Annotated in this window: 17 protein-coding genes; 13 read left to right on the forward strand and 4 right to left on the reverse strand. The window is 67.3% G+C overall.

The features are described 5' to 3' along the window. Positions 1 to 258 precede the first annotated feature (258 nt). Genes DID98_RS05375 through DID98_RS05395 form a run of 5 tightly spaced genes read left to right on the forward strand, consistent with a single transcriptional unit; the run spans position 259 to position 3,933 of the window. Complete coding sequence (locus tag DID98_RS05375; protein WP_260426165.1) at positions 259 to 621, forward strand: DUF1924 domain-containing protein; 363 nt, start codon at positions 259 to 261, stop codon at positions 619 to 621. 12 nt (positions 622 to 633) lie between these two features. After that, on the forward strand, positions 634 to 1,155 hold the full coding sequence (locus DID98_RS05380) for a diheme cytochrome c (RefSeq protein ID WP_124519805.1): 522 nt from the start codon (positions 634 to 636) through the stop codon (positions 1,153 to 1,155). After that, on the forward strand, positions 1,121 to 1,858 hold the full coding sequence (locus DID98_RS05385) for a cytochrome b/b6 domain-containing protein (protein ID WP_124570398.1): 738 nt from the start codon (positions 1,121 to 1,123) through the stop codon (positions 1,856 to 1,858). Before DID98_RS05380 ends, DID98_RS05385 begins: the two co-directional genes overlap by 35 nt. A gap of 24 nt (positions 1,859 to 1,882) precedes the next feature. Beyond that, positions 1,883 to 2,548 carry a response regulator gene (locus DID98_RS05390; protein WP_124570399.1) on the forward strand — a complete coding sequence of 222 codons (666 nt, stop codon included), beginning with the start codon at positions 1,883 to 1,885 and terminating at the stop codon, positions 2,546 to 2,548. Beyond that, positions 2,545 to 3,933, forward strand: coding sequence for an ATP-binding protein (locus tag DID98_RS05395; RefSeq protein WP_124570400.1), 1,389 nt, complete (start codon positions 2,545 to 2,547; stop codon positions 3,931 to 3,933). The genes DID98_RS05390 and DID98_RS05395 overlap by 4 nt, the downstream gene beginning before the upstream one ends. Positions 3,934 to 4,050: 117 nt before the next feature. On the opposite strand, the gene DID98_RS05400 is transcribed toward DID98_RS05395, so the two are convergent. Beyond that, entirely contained in the window at positions 4,051 to 4,437 is a 387-nt protein-coding gene (locus DID98_RS05400; protein ID WP_124519809.1) for a hypothetical protein, read from the reverse strand. 271 nt (positions 4,438 to 4,708) lie between these two features. Between DID98_RS05400 and DID98_RS05405 the strand changes: the two genes are divergently transcribed. Continuing rightward, positions 4,709 to 5,662: a cation diffusion facilitator family transporter gene (locus DID98_RS05405; protein WP_124570401.1), complete on the forward strand. Its 954-nt coding sequence runs from the start codon at positions 4,709 to 4,711 to the stop codon at positions 5,660 to 5,662. A 52-nt stretch (positions 5,663 to 5,714) separates the two neighbouring features. On the opposite strand, the gene DID98_RS05410 is transcribed toward DID98_RS05405, so the two are convergent. After that, a complete protein-coding gene (locus DID98_RS05410) occupies positions 5,715 to 6,332 on the reverse strand; it encodes a VTT domain-containing protein (protein WP_124570402.1) in 618 nt (205 codons plus the stop codon). Between the two features lie 234 nt (positions 6,333 to 6,566). Between DID98_RS05410 and DID98_RS05415 the strand changes: the two genes are divergently transcribed. After that, positions 6,567 to 8,858: a heavy metal translocating P-type ATPase gene (locus tag DID98_RS05415; RefSeq protein ID WP_124570403.1), complete on the forward strand. Its 2,292-nt coding sequence runs from the start codon at positions 6,567 to 6,569 to the stop codon at positions 8,856 to 8,858. 12 nt (positions 8,859 to 8,870) lie between these two features. On the opposite strand, the gene DID98_RS05420 is transcribed toward DID98_RS05415, so the two are convergent. Continuing rightward, complete coding sequence (locus DID98_RS05420; RefSeq protein ID WP_124570404.1) at positions 8,871 to 9,824, reverse strand: universal stress protein; 954 nt, start codon at positions 9,822 to 9,824, stop codon at positions 8,871 to 8,873. A gap of 525 nt (positions 9,825 to 10,349) precedes the next feature. On the opposite strand from DID98_RS05420, the gene DID98_RS05430 reads away from it, so the two are divergent. The 6 genes from DID98_RS05430 to DID98_RS05460 all read left to right on the forward strand — a co-directional run bounded on the left by DID98_RS05430 (position 10,350) and on the right by DID98_RS05460 (position 15,925). Continuing rightward, positions 10,350 to 11,156: a transporter substrate-binding domain-containing protein gene (locus tag DID98_RS05430; RefSeq protein ID WP_124570406.1), complete on the forward strand. Its 807-nt coding sequence runs from the start codon at positions 10,350 to 10,352 to the stop codon at positions 11,154 to 11,156. Between the two features lie 89 nt (positions 11,157 to 11,245). Next, positions 11,246 to 11,932: an amino acid ABC transporter permease gene (locus tag DID98_RS05435; protein WP_044846547.1), complete on the forward strand. Its 687-nt coding sequence runs from the start codon at positions 11,246 to 11,248 to the stop codon at positions 11,930 to 11,932. Further along, positions 11,929 to 12,579, forward strand: coding sequence for an amino acid ABC transporter permease (locus tag DID98_RS05440; RefSeq protein ID WP_124519822.1), 651 nt, complete (start codon positions 11,929 to 11,931; stop codon positions 12,577 to 12,579). Before DID98_RS05435 ends, DID98_RS05440 begins: the two co-directional genes overlap by 4 nt. Continuing rightward, on the forward strand, positions 12,566 to 13,315 hold the full coding sequence (locus DID98_RS05445) for an amino acid ABC transporter ATP-binding protein (protein ID WP_044846549.1): 750 nt from the start codon (positions 12,566 to 12,568) through the stop codon (positions 13,313 to 13,315). The genes DID98_RS05440 and DID98_RS05445 overlap by 14 nt, the downstream gene beginning before the upstream one ends. A 65-nt stretch (positions 13,316 to 13,380) precedes the next feature. Next, complete coding sequence (locus DID98_RS05450; protein ID WP_260428045.1) at positions 13,381 to 13,938, forward strand: GNAT family N-acetyltransferase; 558 nt, start codon at positions 13,381 to 13,383, stop codon at positions 13,936 to 13,938. A gap of 421 nt (positions 13,939 to 14,359) precedes the next feature. Continuing rightward, positions 14,360 to 15,925, forward strand: a complete 1,566-nt coding sequence (locus DID98_RS05460) for a methyl-accepting chemotaxis protein (RefSeq protein WP_124570407.1) — start codon at positions 14,360 to 14,362, stop codon at positions 15,923 to 15,925. Positions 15,926 to 15,993: 68 nt separating this feature from the next. Here DID98_RS05460 and DID98_RS36595 read toward each other — a convergent pair whose 3' ends face one another. Then, on the reverse strand, positions 15,994 to 17,253 hold the full coding sequence (locus DID98_RS36595; RefSeq protein WP_409362333.1) for a formylglycine-generating enzyme family protein: 1,260 nt from the start codon (positions 17,251 to 17,253) through the stop codon (positions 15,994 to 15,996). Positions 17,254 to 17,255 lie beyond the last annotated feature (2 nt).

Below are 17,255 nucleotides of genomic sequence, written 5' to 3' on the forward strand. Positions count from 1 at the left end.
TTTGGGTCAAGCGTGAACGAGCCGGCGGCGGGATCCTGATCGCGAGCGCGACGGGACGCGTGCACGATGTCTCCACGGTCGATTCATGGTCGCTTCACGTGTCGTCGCGCTGATGCAATGGCACGCCGGCAGCCGCGCGTCCGAACCTTAAGAATGCGGTAAGGAGCCGGCCCGAACATGAACGCATCGCCCAGGAGAATCACGATGCGGATATCCCGTTGCGTTCGCACGCTGTGTCACCCGCGCCTTGCCGTATCGATGCTGTTCGCCGTCGTGGCTTGCGCCCATGCCGAAACGCCTGCCCGGCTGCTGGACGGCTATGCGGCGCAGGCCGGCACGAGCGCCGCGCCATCGCGGGGACAGCAGTTCTTCACGTCCCGGCATGGGCGCGACTGGAGTTGCGCGACTTGTCACGGAAGCACGCCGACCGGCCCGGGCCGGCACGTCGTCACCGGCAAGACCATCGAGCCGCTCGCGCCCGCGTTCAATCCCGCGCGGTTCACGGACGAGGCGCGGACCGAAAAATGGTTCCGCAGAAACTGCAAGGACGTCGTCGGGCGCGAATGCTCGGCAGCCGAGAAGGCAGATGTCCTGAGCTGGCTCATGAGCCTGAAACCCTGACGGCGAACGATCATGAACCACGTCGACTCGACCACTGTTCCAGGCAGGATCGCCCCGCTGCGACATGTGCGGGCAAGCCTGCTCGCGATGCTGATGACGTCGCTGCTGCCGCGCGCGGCACTGGCGGAAGACGAGATGCGGAGCGTCGCGACTCCGTTGCTGCCCAGGTACCAGCAGGAGTGCGCGACCTGCCATGTCGCCTATCCGCCCGGGGCGCTGCCCGCCGAGTCGTGGCGCCGCATCGTGAACGGTCTCGATCGCCACTTCGGCACCGATGCGACGCTGGACCCGGCGACCATCGGGCAACTGGAAACCTGGCTGACGGCACACGCGGCGACGGGTGCCGCGGCACGCCGTCCGCCGGAAGACCGGATTACCCGGTCGGCATGGTTCGCCGCCACCCACGACGAGGTTCCCGCGTCCGTGTGGCGCAGCCCCGCCGTTAAGCGGCCGTCGAATTGCGCCGCATGTCATACGCAGGCAGACAAAGGAAATTTCGATGAACGATTCGTCCGCATCCCCGGCACACGATGAACCGGAGCGCTCGCGTCCCGCGCGGATACTGGTCTGGGACGCTCCGCTGCGCGTATTCCACTGGCTGACGGCCGTCTCCTTTGCCGGTGCGTGGCTGACCGCAGAGAGCGAGCGGTGGCGGCTGATGCACGTCGCGTTCGGGTACACGATGCTGGCGCTCGTCGCGTTTCGCGTCGTGTGGGGCGTGGCCGGCACGCGTCATGCGCGGTTCTCGTCGTTCGTCCGTTCGCCGGCGGCCGTTTTCCGCTACGCGTTGAGCCTGGCGAAAGGCCGGCCGGAACACCATGTCGGCCACAATCCGGCCGGCGCGGTCGCGATCGTCGCCATGCTGGCGATGACGGTCGTCACCGGCGTCGCCGGCTGGGCGGCCTACACCGGCAGCGGCGCATCGTTCGGCGATCTTCATGAAGGCGCGGCGAACGCGATGCTCGCGCTCGTTACGGTGCACGTCGCTGCCGTACTCGTCAGCAGTGTCGTGCATCGGGAGAATCTGGCCCGGGCGATGGTGACGGGCTACAAGCGCGGCGCGCCGATCGACGGCATCCGGCGTGCCGGGTGGGGGATTGCCGTCGTCATGACGGCGGCGGTGCTCGGCTGGTGGTGGATGCAATGGCACGCGGCGCCGCAGCCCGTGCAAGCCGGCCGGCCCGTCGCGACGGACACCGGCCGCCCCGCCCACGGGGCGGGCCGGGACGACGATTGACGGCCGCAGGCGGAGTGCTCGATCGTGCGCATCCTGCTCGTGGAAGACGATGTCCTGCTCGGTGACGGGATCCGTGCCGGATTGCGCCAGCAAGGGTTCCGGGTCGACTGGGTACGCGACGGCGACGCGGCCCAGCGCGAACTGCGCGCGCATGCGCATGCCGCGGCGGTCCTCGATCTCGGGTTGCCGCTCGTGGACGGCATGGACGTCCTGCAGCGCATTCGTCGCGACGGCATAGCGTTGCCGATCCTGATCCTGACCGCGCGCGATGCCGTGCCCGACCGCATCAGGGCGCTCGACGGGGGCGCCGACGACTACGTGGTCAAGCCCGTCGACCTGTACGAACTCGGCGCGCGCCTGAGAGCGCTGGTCCGGCGCGCCCACGGCCGGCCGGCGGAGCGGCTCCATGCGCGGGACGTCGAGCTGGAGCCCGCGTCGCGAACCGCCCGCCGCGCCGGCGTGGCCGTTGCGCTGTCCACGCGCGAGTTCGACCTGCTGCACATCCTGATGCTGAATGCAGGCCGGGTCCTGTCGCGCGAGCAGATCGAGCAGTATCTGTACAGCTGGGGGCAGGAGGTGGAAAGCAACGCCGTCGAGGTGCACATCCATCGCCTGCGTGCGAAGCTCGGCAGCGAGCTGATCCGGACGGTTCGCGGCGTGGGCTACGTGCTCATGCGGGACGCTGCATGAAAGCCTTGCTGCCCGCGCGCTCGCTGCACGGCCGGCTGCTGACGCTCGTGCCGGCCGTGGTCCTGGCTGTCTGGCTGTCGACGCTGCTGCTGACCTGGCTCGATGCGCGGCGCGAGATCGACCGGCTGCTCGACGGCCACCTCGCGCAGGCGGCGGCACTGCTCGTCGCGCAACAGGCGCGCGGGCCGGATGACGACGACCATGCGATCGACGCGCCGATCCTTCATCCATACGGCCCCCGTGTCGCCTTTCAGGTGTTTCATGAAGGCCGGCTCGGCCTGCATTCCGAAAACGCGCCGTCGCGGCCGATGGTGGCGCCCGAGCTGACCGCGCGCGATCGGGCCTCCGGATTCTGGACCGTCGTGATCGACGGGAATGCATGGCGGGTATTCGTCGTGCACGGCGTGCGCGGCGACGTTCAGGTATTCGTGGGCGAACGAATCGAATCACGCAAGGCGATCCTGGGCGCCGTCATGCGCAGCGCATTCTGGCCGATGGCGGCTGCCTTGCCGTTGCTGGTGCTGGCCATCGGCTGGGCGGTTCGTCGCGGCACGGCACCGCTGCGCGAGTTCGGGCGAACGCTGGCGAAGCGCAATCCGCAGGCGCTCGACACGATCCGGCTGGACCGGACGCCGCTCGAGATGCGGCCGATGCTGGATGCGCTGAACGGCCTGTTCGAGCGGATTCGTGCCGTGATGGACGCGGAGCGCCGATTCACCGCCGATGCCGCGCACGAGTTGCGTACGCCGATCGCGGCCGTCAAGGCGCAGGCGCAGGTTGCATTGGCGGAGCGCCATGACGAGCGGCGCCGGCACGCGTTGCGGGGCGTGCTCGAAGGGTGCGACCGCGCGGCGCGTCTGGTCGACCAGCTCCTGCTGCTTTCCCGTCTCGATGCGGGCGCACTGGCGGAGCGCGCACCGGTCGATGTATCGGCCCTGGCGAAAGCGGTGGTCGCGGAGGCCGCGCCACAGTCGATCGGGAAGCAGCAGAAGCTGGAGTTCGATGCGCCGTCGCCATGTATCGTCGCCGGCAACGAAGCCTTGCTCGCGGCGATGGTGCGCAATCTGGTCGACAACGCGATTCGCTACAGCCCGCCGCTGGCGTGCATCACCGTTTCCGTCGGCCAACGAGACCGGCGCACCGTGCTGCGGGTTGAGGACAGCGGCCCGGGCATCGGCGACGCCGATCTGCGCAGGCTGGGCGAACGGTTCTTTCGGCCGGCGGGAACCCGGCCGGGCGGGAGCGGCCTCGGCTGGTCGATCCTGCGGCGAATCGCAGCGGCGCACGAGGCCGACATCCAGGTGGATCGATCGCCCGCGTTCGGCGGACTGCGCGTGGCCGTTTCGTGGCCGCCTGTCGATGCTGCCGCTGCGGCCGGGCGCTAGTCGATCATGCACGTCGCGGATCAGACTGCACGCGTTCAATGCACGGCCGGAGGTCACGGGAGCGGTCGGTCGCGGCCGGAATGGCGTGTTCGTCACCGAACACGCCGAACCGCACGATCACTGGCCGGTAGCGCCGCTTGCAGGGCCGCCAGGCTGGCCGTGCATGTAGCCCATACCCATGCCCATGCCTTGCCCGCCGTGCATGCCCCTCATGGGGGGAGCGTCAGGCAGCGTGATGCCGCGCGCCTTCGCACGTTTTTGCATCTCGGCGTGGTGCTGCGCGCGAATTTTCTCGCGCTCGGCATCCGATTTCGCGGCGAGCATGCGGGTGCGGTATGCGTTCCGCTCGGCAGGCGTCATCAGCTGGCTGCCGTACATCATGCCGCGCCACTCGACGGCGGGATCGCTAGCCGGTTGACGTGGCTGGGCATCGGCCAGACCGGACGCGATCGCGATCGCCACGCCGAGCAGGCACGAAACTGTGAACCTGTTTGCTCTGGACATGACGGTCTCCAGGTCGCTTGCATGGATTCAACGGTACGCAAAACGGGGGGCGATCCTTTGCCTCAGATCAAGTACCCCGGAGTGACCGCCAATACCATCGAATCCATGCCGCAGACACGCAGCTGTCAGACGTCTGTCAGACGTGCAACGCATCATTCCACGTCGCAGTACCAACGCGTCGGGCGCAGGCGTGCCACGTGGGCGGCCCCGGTTGCCCGCGACTTCCCGAATCCGATCGATCCTTCAATCCTGGTACGTAACCTGAATCGTGATGCCAACCAACCTCGACGTTGTTCCTGAAACCATCGCGGAAGCGACGCCCGCGATGGCCGCGGCCGCGACCCGAAGCACCTGGGTGAGCGTGGCGGTCAACCTCGCGCTGAGCACCGGACAGGTGGCGATCGGCATCCTGTCCCGATCGCAGGGGCTCGTGGCGGACGGCATTCATTCGTTATCCGATCTGATCGCGGATTTCGTCGTGCTGCTGGCCGGTCACCATAGCCGCAAGCCTGGCGACGAACAGCATCCTTACGGACATCAGCGCTTCGAAACCGGCGCTTCGCTCGCGCTTGCGGCGATCCTGCTGCTGGTCGGCGGCGGGATGCTGTGGTCCGCGATCGGTAAACTCGAGCATCCGGAAACGATCGCGCGCGTCCACGTCGCCGCGCTCTGGGTGGCGGTCATCGCGCTCGTCGCGAAGGAAAGCCTGTTCCGTTACATGCTTGCCGTGGCAACACGGGTGAAATCGAGCATGCTGGTTGCCAACGCATGGCATGCGCGTTCGGATGCCGCATCGTCGCTGGTGGTCGCCTGCGGCATCGTCGGCAACCTGTTCGGCTATCCGCTGCTCGATCCCGTCGCCGCGCTGATCGTCGGCGGGATGATCGTGAAAATGGGCGCCACGTTCGGCTGGAACGCGTTGCACGACTTGATGGACCGCGCGGCCGACGCCGAAGACGTTCGGGCGATCCGCGCGACGCTGCTCGCGACGCCGGGCGTGCTCGACGTACACGACCTGCGCACGCGCAAGACCGGCGATCTGATCCTCGTCGACGTGCATCTCGACATCGACGCCGAGCTCAGCGTTGCGCAAGGGCACGACATCGCCGTGGACGCGCGTGCGCGCGTGATGAGGCATCACCGCGTCCTGAACGTGATGACGCACGTCGATCCGCGCATGCGGGAAAGCGTTGCCGAAGTGATGCCCGGAATTCGCGGCCGATAGGACGCAACGGCCGGCCGCCGCAGCCGTTTCGCGCTTCGCGCATACGCGAACGTCAATCGGAACCGCGCGGATGATGGCCGCGCCGGAACGTCAACCGACGTTCGTTGACGAGCGCGCGCCAGTCGAGCTTCATCAACACGAATACGAGGCCGAGCAACACCAGTTGCGTGACGATGAAGTATCCGCCGAGATAAGTGCCTTCGAGTTCGGATTCCAGGTCGAGCCGGGTCGACGCGAAGCGGCCGAGATGCGCCCAGATCGCATAGGTGGTTGCGCGGCCGATGAAGAAGGCCGCCGCGATGATTCTGAGCGGCAACCCGGACAGTCCGTACGCGATGAACAGATAGTTCGACGGAAGCGGGCTCAATGCATAGAAGAAGAACGCGCCGGCGGTGAGCGTTCGGTGCTTTCGCAGCCAGCGTGTGGCGACGTCGATATTCTCGCGATCCGATTCGCGTATCCAGCGGGAGCGGACGAGCGATCGTGCGAAGGTCGCCAGGATCACGCGGCCGGTCGTGGCCGCGCCGGCCGCCACGACGGCAAAGATGAACGGATTGCCGTCCGGCAGGTTGAAGCCGACCCACGACATCGCCATCCAGGTGGGCGGGGCGAATGCCGGCATGAGATTCAGCAGCAGAATCAGCAGAAAGAGTACCGCCAGCGTCAGCACGATATCGACTCCGGGCCATCCGGTTTCACGATTCAATTTTGCTGAGGAAAGTGGCTGACGGCTTGATTCACGTCAAGCCGCGCGCCGCGCCGGCATGTCGCGGGAGGCGCGTCGTGCTGACCCATGTCAACGGTCGAGCCGCGGCGTTTCCTAGACTGGTGCCACGCCGTCCGCAACCGCAACCCGAACCGGATGCGGCGAACGCCGCCATGCGCGGCGATCGGAACAATCGTCATGTCGCGAATCCGCTGGTCGATCGATCTCGTGTTGCTGGTTCTGGCGGCGGTCACGCTCGCCGCAGGAGGCGTGTGCGTTGCGTTCGGCCTGCCTTCGTTCGCGCGCGTCGTCTGGCTGGTCGGTGCGCTGCCGGTCCTGCTCGCGTTGACGGTATCCGTTGCCAGGGCCGTGGCGAGACGGCAAGCCGGCATCGATGTACTCGCATGGCTGGCGATCGGCCTGGCGATCGCGCTCGACGAGACGCTGACCGCCGCGGTCATTGCGTTGATGCTGGCCAGCGGGCGGACGCTGGAGCGGTATGCGCAAGACCGCGCGCAACGCGAGATGACCGCGCTGCTCGGCCGTGCCCCTCGGCAGGCAACCCGGTTCGAGAACGGTGAGTGGCGTTCCGTTGGCGTGGAAACGCTCGTTCCCGGTGACAGGCTGCTCGTGCGAAGCGGCGAATTCGTGCCGGTCGACGGCACCTTGACCGACGATGCGGAACTCGACGAATCCATGTTGACGGGCGAGTCGTCCACGCAGCGGCGACGCTCCGGAGAAAGCGCCTGCAGCGGCGTGGTCAACGCCGGCGCGCCGTTCGAAATGGTGGCCCGCACGACGGCGGGTGACAGCACGTTTGCCGGTATCGTCCGCCTGGTCGCACGCGCGCAGCGCGAGCGCAGCCCGTCCGTGCGTCTCGCGGATCGCTATGCCGCGTTCTTCGTACTCGCTTCGCTGCTCGTCGCGGGCATCGCCTGGCTGCTGGCCGGGGATGTCGCACGCGCGCTCGCCGTGCTCGTCGTGGCCACGCCGTGTCCGTTGATCCTCGCCGTCCCGGTCGCCATCGTGTCCGGCATGTCGCGCTGTTCGAAACGCGGCATCCTGGTCAAGGGCGGGGGCGCGCTGGAACGACTCGCGCAAGCGACGATCCTGTTCTTCGACAAGACCGGGACGCTGACGGGAGGGCGCGCCCGCATCGTTGCGATCGAATGCGGCGCGGACGTCGGCACGGACGATGTGCTGCATTTCGCCGCGTCGTTGGCCCAGGCTTCGGGGCACGTCATTTCGGATGCGCTGACGGTCGCCGCGCGGGAGCGCCGGATCACGCTGTCGCCGCCGTCGGTCGTCGTGGAAACGGCGGGCGAGGGCGTGACGGGCCGGGTCGACGGCCGGGCCGTCGCGATCGGCAAGTTCGGGTACGTCCGCGCCTGCTCGACGGCCGCCCCGTGGAGCGACGCGTTCCTGAAACGGGTCGGCAACGAGGGCGGGGCTGCCGTGTTCGTCGGTATCGACGGTGTGATGATCGGCGCGATCCAGATGGCCGACCAGGTGCGGCTGGAAACGCCGCGGGCGCTGCGGCTGCTGAAACGCGAAGGCGTCGCGCGCCTCGTCATGCTGACCGGCGACCGGCGCGACATCGCCCAGGCCGTCGGCGAGTTGCTGGGCGTCACCGACGTGCGCGCCGAGCAGACGCCGACGGACAAGCTCGCCGCCATCCAGGCCGCGCGCAAGGAAGGCGTGACGATCATGGTCGGCGACGGCGTGAACGACGCGCCGGCGCTGGCGGCGGCCGACGTCGGTATCGCGATGGGCGCGCGGGGCGCGGCCGCGTCATCCGAAGCGGCCGACGTGGTTCTGCTGGTGGATCGGCTCGATCGGCTCGTGGATGCGATGCGAATCGCCCGACGCTCGCGCCGGATCGCGCTCGAGAGCGTGGTGGCCGGCATGTCGCTGTCGATCGTCGCGATGACGATTGCGGCGGCCGGATTCCTGCCGCCGATTGCCGGCGCGGTGATTCAGGAAGTCATCGACGTCGCCGTCATCGTCAATGCGTTGCGCGTATTGCTGGTTCGCCCGAGGCCGACGGACGCCCGGCTCGCGGATGTCGACGTCGAGCAACTCAAGCGCGAGCACACGGCATTGTCACCGTTGCTGGACCAGATCAGGGATCTCGCGGATCGCCTGCCGCACCTGTCCGGGGCCGCCATCGCCAGCGAGCTTGTCCGCCTGATCGACTCGCTCGACGAACGGCTGCTGCCGCACGAACGCGCCGACGATCGGGACGTCTACGCGCGCCTCGCGCCGATGCTCGGTGGCGAGGACCCGCTGGCGGCGATGAGCAGCGCGCACCGGGAGATCTTCAAGATGGTTCGATCGCTCCGGCAGATGGTCGCGGACCTGCCGGGCGATGCGGCGAACGCCACGCAGGTGCAGGCGATACAACGCCTGCTGTACGGGCTGGAAGCGATCGTACGCCTGCATTGCGCTCAGGAGGAGGAACTGTTCCACGCCGTCGGAGCGGATGCGTGACGACGAAGCGCGTCATGCACGCGGCGCACTCACGAGCAGGACCGGCGTTTTCGTGATGCGCGCAACGCGTCCGGCCACGCTGCCGAGCAGCCAGCGCGTGGCGCCGCGCCGCCCATGCGTACCCATGACGATCAAGTCCGCATTCCATTCGATCGCGTCGTGCACGATCAGGTGAGGCACGTCTTCGCCCGTTCGATCCGTTTCGATCAGCTGCGACTGCGAGCGCCCGGCGGGGATGCCGTCGAGCAGGGCCATGGCTTTTTGCAGTGCGTGATTGCCTTCGCCAAGCAACGCCTTTTCCAGCGTCTCGACGGGGACGAAATCACCCAGCTGCGTGGCGCGATCGAGCACGTATATCGCCCGAAATTCGGTGTCGGGCCACGAGAATTTCAATCCCGTTCGCAATGCGTGAAGCGCAATCGGGCTCCCGTCGACGGCGAACAGCATCCGCCGCGGCAGGCGCTCGGCCACCGACCCGAAACCTTCCGGCACGATTAGCAGCGGGCAGCCGACGAGCGTGCCGAGCGGGCCGGAAACCGTTCCTTCGATCCACGCGCGCAGGCCGTGATGCTGGCGTGCCCCGACGATCACGAGTTCGGCCTGCCAGGCTTGCGCACTGTCGGCCAGCGCATGCGCGATATCCCCGCCGTGCGTGGACAGGTCGACGACTTCCGTGTCGAGCGCGATGTCGTCGCGCGCCATTGCGCTTCGGGCGCGCGACAGCACGTCGGATGCGTCTCGCAGCAATTCGTCGCGGGCCGATTCGAGAAACGCCGCGGATCTCGACCCGCGCGGGACGAGTGTGCGCGGACTATCCGCAACGCTGACGATGCGTACCGATGCATTCGGTGGAACGAACGCCCTGGCATACGCCAGCGCCTGATCGGATGCGGTGGAACCGTCGATGGCGATCAGCACCCGCTGGAGCGCGGGTGCCGTCTGGAAGGGGGAAGTGCTGGCGCTCATGAATGTCTCCCGGTGGCAATCGGCGATCCTGCATACGCAATTTTTTGCACGTGCCTGCTTCACGGGTTTGACTTTCGTCAAGCGCGTTTGTCTTCGTGGTCCCCGGGGCCGGATGCGGTCACGTCGACGTCTTCGATCAGTCGCGGCGGCGATGCGTTCGACGGGCGGCGATTCGTCTGGTTTATGGCGCCCCCCGACCGTGCCGCGTGACGCAGTGCCGATTGCGATTCGCCGATCGTGGCGTCCCGGATCAATGCCCAGGAACCGGCATGCGCCCCATGCACCGGCCCCGCTTCGCGGAATGAACCAGTTAGGTAATTTGGTGCGCCGGCGCGCACTGCGGGGGCAACCGCTGCCGCCGCTGCCGGCTCATGCACCAAAATGAGGAATGCGGTGCGCCGGAATTTCCGTCGACTGCCGGTAAGGCAAGCGTTTCACGGCGGTGGCCCGGTTTTTGCTGGAGTACCCGCGGCCGCGCAACGGTTGCGCGCTGCCCGACGACATACCAGACAAGGAAGATTCACCGTGAGCCCGACGACTCGACCGTTACCCCGACGCACCTGGCTGGCTGCGCTGATCGCCGCCCCCGTGATGGCGCTGTTCGCCGCTGCGCCGGCGCATGCCGACGCGCTCGACACCATCGCGAAAAACGGCGCGCTGCGCGTCGCGGTGCCCGAAGACTATCCGCCGTTCGGCTCGGTCGGCACGGACATGCAGCCGCAGGGCTACGACATCGACATGGCCGAACTCCTCGCCAAGTCGCTCGGCGTGAAGCTGAAGCTGGTGCCCGTGAACAGTGCGAACCGGATTCCGTACCTGACGACCAACAAGGTCGACATGGTGATCTCGTCGCTCGGCAAGACGCCGGAGCGCGATAAGGTCATCGACTTCTCGAGCGCGTACGCACCGTATTTCCAGGGCGTGTTCGGGCCGGCCGACGTGAAGGTGAGCGCGCCCGCCGACCTGAACGGCAAGACGGTCGGCGCCACTCGCGGCGCGCTCGAGGAGATCGCGCTGTCGCAGCTCGCACCGAACGCGACGATCAAGCGCTTCGAGGACAACAACGCGACGATCCAGGCGTTCCTGTCGGGGCAGGTGCAACTGATCGCGGCCGGCAACATCGTCGCGGCGGCGATTCTCGCGAAGAATCCGCCGCGCCGGCCCGAGGTCAAGTTCGTGATCAAGAATTCGCCGTGCTTCGTCGGCGTCAACAAGAACGAACCGCGCCTGCTCGCGAAGATCGACGACACGATCGCCCATGCGAAGCAGGACGGCACGCTGGGCGCGATGTCGAAGAAGTGGCTCGGCCAGCCGTTGCCGGCCGGACTGTGACGAATCGCAGTGTCGCCTGATACATCGCCGCGGCCGGCATCGCCGGCGCGGCGGGTGTCGTTGTCCGAACCCGACTTTACTCAATCGTCATGAGCTACCAGCTTCAATTCGGCGAGCTCGCCGAATACGCCGGCGTGTTCGCGAGCGGCGCGGCGATCACGCTCGCGCTCACTGCGGTCGCGACCGTGCTCGGCGTGGCGCTCGGCGTGCTCGGCGCGGCCGCGTACAGCGCCGACGCGCGCGCGGCCGTGCGGCTGCGCCCGCTGATCGGCGCGTACGTCGAGGCGATCCGCAACACGCCGTTCGTCGTCCAGCTGTTCTTCATCTTCTTCGGCTTGCCCGCGCTCGGCGTGCACATCGACGAATACACGGCCGCGATCCTCGCGATGACGCTCAATCTCGGCGCGTATTCGGTCGAGATCGTGCGCGCGGGCGTCGCCGCCGTCCCGAAAGGACATCTGGAGGCGGCGTCCGCGCTTGCGATGTCGCGCGCGCAGATGCTGCGCCACGTCGTGCTGCCGCAGGCGCTCGCCAAGGTGTTTCCGGCGCTGTCGAGCCAGATCGTGATCACGATGCTCGGCTCGGCGGTCGTATCGCAGATCTCGGTGGCCGACCTGACCTATGCGGCCGGCTACATTCAGTCGCGCAACTTCCGTGCGTTCGAGACGTACTTCGTCATCGCGCTCGCGTATCTGGCGATGGCGCTGCTGCTGCGTGCCACGCTGGGCTCGATGGGGCGCCGCCTGTTCTCCCGCCGTGTGCGAGGTGCGCGATGATCGACTTCACGTTCGGGCAGATTCTCGCGAACCTGCTGCTCGCGGCCCGCTGGACGATCGTGCTGTCGATCGTGTCGTTCCTGTCGGGCGGCCTCGTCGGCCTCGGGCTGCTCGTGATGCGCGTGTCGAGCTCGACGCTGCTGCGCGGCGTCGCGAAGCTGTACATCGAGATATTCCAGGGCACGCCGTTGCTGATGCAACTGTTCATCGTGTTCTTCGGCCTGCCGCTCGTCGGGCTCGACGTGCCGCCGTGGATCGCGGCCACCGCGGGGCTCACGTTCTTCACCAGCGCGTATCTCGCCGAAATCTGGCGCGGCTGCGTCGAGGCGGTGCCGAAAGGGCAGTGGGAGGCGTCGGCGAGCCTGGCCATGAGCTACGTCGAGCAGTTGCGTCACGTGATCCTGCCGCAGGCCGCGCGCATCGCGATCGCACCGACGGTCGGCTTCGGCGTGCAGGCCGTGAAGGATACGGCGCTGGTGTCGATCATCGGCTTCACCGAGCTGACGAAGGTCGGCATCGCGATCTCGAACGCGACGTTCCGGCCGTTCGTCGTGTACGGCCTCGTCGCGCTGATCTATTTCGCGCTCTGTTATCCGCTTACCCGTTATGCGCGCACGTTGCAAAGGAGATGGCATGCCGCTCGTTGAAACCCGTGGTCTCGAAAAGAACTTCGGCACCCATCATGTGCTCAAGGGCATCGATTTCTCCGTCGAGCGCGGGCAGGTCGTCTCGATCATCGGCCGCAGCGGCTCGGGCAAGAGCACGCTGCTGCGCACGCTCAACGGACTCGAGAGCATCGACGCGGGCACGATCTCGATCGATGGCGAACGCGTCGATGCGCGGCATGCGGACCTGCGTGCGCTGCGGCTGAAGGTCGGCATGGTGTTCCAGCAGTACAACCTGTTTCCGCACCTGAGCGCCGGGCAGAACGTGATGCTCGCGCAGTCGGTCGTGAAAAAGTCGCATCGCCAGCAGGCGCGCGCGATCGCGGAACTGATGCTCGAGCGCGTCGGCCTCGGCGACAAGTTCGACGCGTTTCCGGAACAGCTGTCGGGCGGCCAGCAGCAGCGCGTCGCGATCGCGCGTGCGCTCGCGATGAAGCCGAGCGTGCTGCTGTGCGACGAAATCACGTCCGCGCTCGATCCCGAGCTCGTCGGCGAGGTGCTGGGCGTCGTCGCGCAGCTTGCGCGCGAGGACATGACGCTGATCATGGTCACGCACGAGATGAACTTCGCGCGTGCGGTGAGCGACCGGATCGTGTTCATGCACCAGGGCAGGGTGTGGGAGAGCGGGACGGCCGAAGAGATTTTCGAGCGGCCGCAGACGGTGGAGCTGACGCGGTTCCTGGGCAGCGTCCGGAACACGGAAGCGGTTGCGCGCTGATTCGCGACGGTGCTGACACGGTCGCCCCGATCGTCGACAATCCGGCTCGTGCGCCGCGCCTGCGCGTGCCAAGCCAGCCGAGAGAGTCTTCCATGTCCGTAATATCCGTCAGGACCGCCCACCTCGACGATGCGCAGGCGATCGCCGATTTTCACGTCAAGGTCTGGCGGCATACCTATCGCGATCTCGCGCCGGCGCAGGCGCACGCCGTCCTCGACGAGCGCCATCGCGGCAGGACATGGCGGGAAAAGCTGGCGTCGAACGCGGGCGACCAATTGGTGCTCGTGGCGGAAACCGACGGCACGATCGTCGGCATCGGCGCGGCCGGCGCGCCGTCGGAGCCGATCTTCGGCGGCCGTGGCGAGATCAAGTTCCTGTACGTCGATCCCGGGTTCAAGCGTCGCGGCATCGGCCGCACGCTGCTCGCCCGGCTCGCAACGCATCTGCAAACGATGCGGTACCGGGGCGCGGCGTTGAGCGTCGTCAAGGGAAACGACGCCGCGATCGCCTTTTACGCGTCGTTGAACGGCCGGCTGGCCGGCGAGTACGTCGATGCGGGGCCGATCTGGCGATCGCGGAACATCGTGATGGTGTGGGACGATTTCGCGAGTCTCGTTTCCTGACTTCCCGCCTCGTCGCAAACACGTGCGCGCATCACGCGACGCGCGCGCGCAGCCACGCCGTGAACGCGGTCACGAGCGGCGCCTCGGTCATCTCGTGACGCGCGACGAGATAGTACGCATGGCGTGACGGCACGGTTTCGCATGAAGCCATGCGGCGGGTTTCGCGGGCGGCCGGTGGGGGCTTCATTCACGACGGTTCGCAGACGAAGCGGCCGCACACGCCGGACGGGCGGCGATTCACCTAGCACGCCGAAATTCTGCGCATAACGCATCGTTTCCGGAAGCGTTCCTTGTCGATTTCGCACTAATTCACGCGCCGCTCAGGTCGTTATCGAGGCATCGGTCTCGCACGTGCCGCCTTCGATCGGCTTGACACGCATGCGTCGCATGCAACGGCTTCGTGCTCAACGCTTCCCTCATCATGATCAGGAATTTCAGCATTCGCGCCCGGCTGGCGCTGGCGATGGGTTTTCTCGGCGTACTGCTCGTCATCGGCGGCATCATCGGTGTGATTGGCGTGGCGATCAGCAACGACGACGTGAAGACGCTTTATTCCGAACGGCTCGCATCATCGGAGGCGCTGGGGCAAGCGAATGTCGCGCTGTCGAGAACCCGTCTATGGCTGTATCGCATCGCGCTCGATCCGGACGGCCCCGACGTGCCGCAGGAAACCGCGTCGTCCCGCGAACTGCTCGCCGCGTCGAAAAAGGCGTGGGACGCGTATCGCGCGCTGCGGCTCTCCGGCCCGGAAGAAGCACGCCTCGCGGCCGACGCGAACACGAAGTTCAACGCGCTCGTCGAGAACGGCCTCGAACCGATGTTCAGCGCCATTGCCGCGCACGATCCCGCGAAAATCCCCGACGTCTGGCGGCACATTCCGCCGTCGCTGTTCATCGACGTCTCAGACGCGATGGACGCGCTCGGCCGGATCCAGATGACGGCCTCGCGCGTGACGTTCGATGCCGCGCAGGCGCGTTTCCACTGGTTCGTCGGGATCGCGATCGCCGGCATTCTGGTCACGCTCGGCGCAGCCGTACTCACGTGGTGGTCGCTTCAGCGCGCGATCGGTGCGCCGCTCGCGCACGCACTCGATCATTTCAGCTCGATTGCCGGCGGCGACCTGACGACGCGGATCGACGTCCATTCGACCGACGAGATGGGGCAACTGATGACCGGCCTGCAGGCGATGCAACACAAGCTGCTGCAGACGATTCGCGTGGTGCAGGACGGCGCGCACTCGATCGAGACGGCCGCGCGCGAGATCACGGCCGGCAACATGGACCTGTCGCAACGGACCGAAGAGCAGGCCGCGTCGCTGGAAGAAACGGCCGCCTCGATGGAACAACTGACTTCGACGGTTCGCCAGAATGCCGAGAACGCGAAGCAGGCGAATCAGGTGGTGCAAGGCGCGGCGCAGCTGACCGAAGAGGGCAATCAGGCGGCGCAGGAAGTCGTGAACACGATGCGCGGCCTGTCGGAAGCGTCTGGCAAGATCGCCGAAATCATCTCCGTCATCGAAGGCATTGCATTCCAGACCAACATCCTGTCGCTGAATGCGGCGGTCGAAGCAGCGCGGGCTGGCGAGCAGGGGCGCGGATTCGCGGTCGTCGCAGGCGAAGTGCGCTCGCTCGCCCAGCGCAGCGCCACGGCGTCGCGGGAGATCAAGGAACTCATTACGGATTCGCTGAGACGCGTCGAGACCGGTGCGCGACAGGTCGATCGCGCGACCGGGACGATGTCGGAGATCCTGACGTCGGTGCAACGGGTGCAGGTGCTGATGGGCGAGATTGCCGCCGCGTCCGACGAGCAGTCCAGGGGCATCGAACAGGTGAATCAGGCGGTGACGCAAATGGATCAGGTCACTCAGCAGAACGCGGCGCTGGTTCAGCAGGCGTCGGCGGCCGCGCTGTCGCTGAGGGAGCAGGCGGGGCAGCTGGAGGCGACTGTCTCGGTGTTTCGGATCGGTTCCTCGCACGCCGATTCGTGAACCCGGGCGGCCGAATCGATCTGCATGACCGGCACGCGGCGGCCGGCCGTTCTCGAACCGAGATCCGCCTACTTCAAGTCCCGCGCCACACGAAACCCGTTTGCCGAATAACGTACGCTGCTGTCGTACTTGAAGCGTGTCGAAACGGGCATGTAGCCTGCACCATCCCGCCACGAGCCGCCGCGGATGACGCGGACCTGGCAATTCGGCTCGTCCCATGAGCGGCCGTCGGCAGGCGCATTCCTGTACGAGTTGTGCCAGCAATCGCTGACCCATTCCCATACGCTGCCACCCATGTCGTAGAAGCCGAGCGGATTGGCCGCGAACGAGCCGACGTTGTCCGGTGCGTCGGCATGCCACGGCTGACCGCAGTCCTTGCAGTTGGCGTTGCCCGGGCGCATCTCGTTGCCCCACCAGTAGCGCGTCGCGGTGCCGCCACGGGCCGCGAATTCCCATTCGGCCTCGGTCGGCAGCCGGTAAGACTTGCCGCTGATTTTCGACAGCCACTTGACGTACAGTTGCGCATCGTCCCAACTCAGGTCGCGCACCGGCGCGTTCGCCGCCGTGTTGCTGTCGTTGGGCAGGCGCGGGCAGGCGCCTGCATCGCGGCACGCGTTCCACTGCGCAACCGTCACGCCGTACTTCGCCAGCGCAAAGGCGTGATCGAGCGTCACGCGATGCGCAGGTTTTTCCGACGGATCGCCTGAATTGCTGCCCATCGTGAAAGCCCCCGGACTGACCGCCAGCATGGCGGGGCAGGCAGGGCAATCGTGGATTTCATTGGCGGTCGTCGCGCCGCCTTTCTGCGGCGGTGCCGGCGGGGCCGCCGCGGCAGCGGGCGGCGGCGCTTTCGGCGTCGAGCCGGACGTGTGCGCGGGCTGCGCCGGCGCAGGAGCCGGAGCCGGAGCCGAAACGGCGGCGGGGGCCGGCGCGGCGCTCGCCGTCTGCGCGGGCGCGGACGCCGCTGGCGCCTTGGGCGCGGCCGCGCGCAGTCGCGCGAGACGAGCCTGCGCCAACTGCGCGAAGCGGCCGTTCGGGTAGGTCTTCAGATAGGCTTCGTAGTCGCCCGCCTCCTTGCTGTCCTTGATCGACTCCCAGAACGTGATTTCGTACTGTTCGGCGCTATCTTTCGGCATCACGCCGCGGCTATCGAGCGCCACGACGCCGACGTCCGCCAGCACGTCGGATCGTTGCGCCGTGCCGCCGCCGGCATGCGCGTCGCCGGTTCCAGCGCGACGCGCCCCGGTGAACGCCAACGTCGCTGCCGCACCGGACAGGGAAGACGCGATCCACGGCGTCTGCCGATGCCCGGTGGCGCGTTCGACCATCG

Source organism: Burkholderia sp. Bp8984 (genome assembly GCF_003853755.1).
Taxonomy (GTDB): domain Bacteria; phylum Pseudomonadota; class Gammaproteobacteria; order Burkholderiales; family Burkholderiaceae; genus Burkholderia.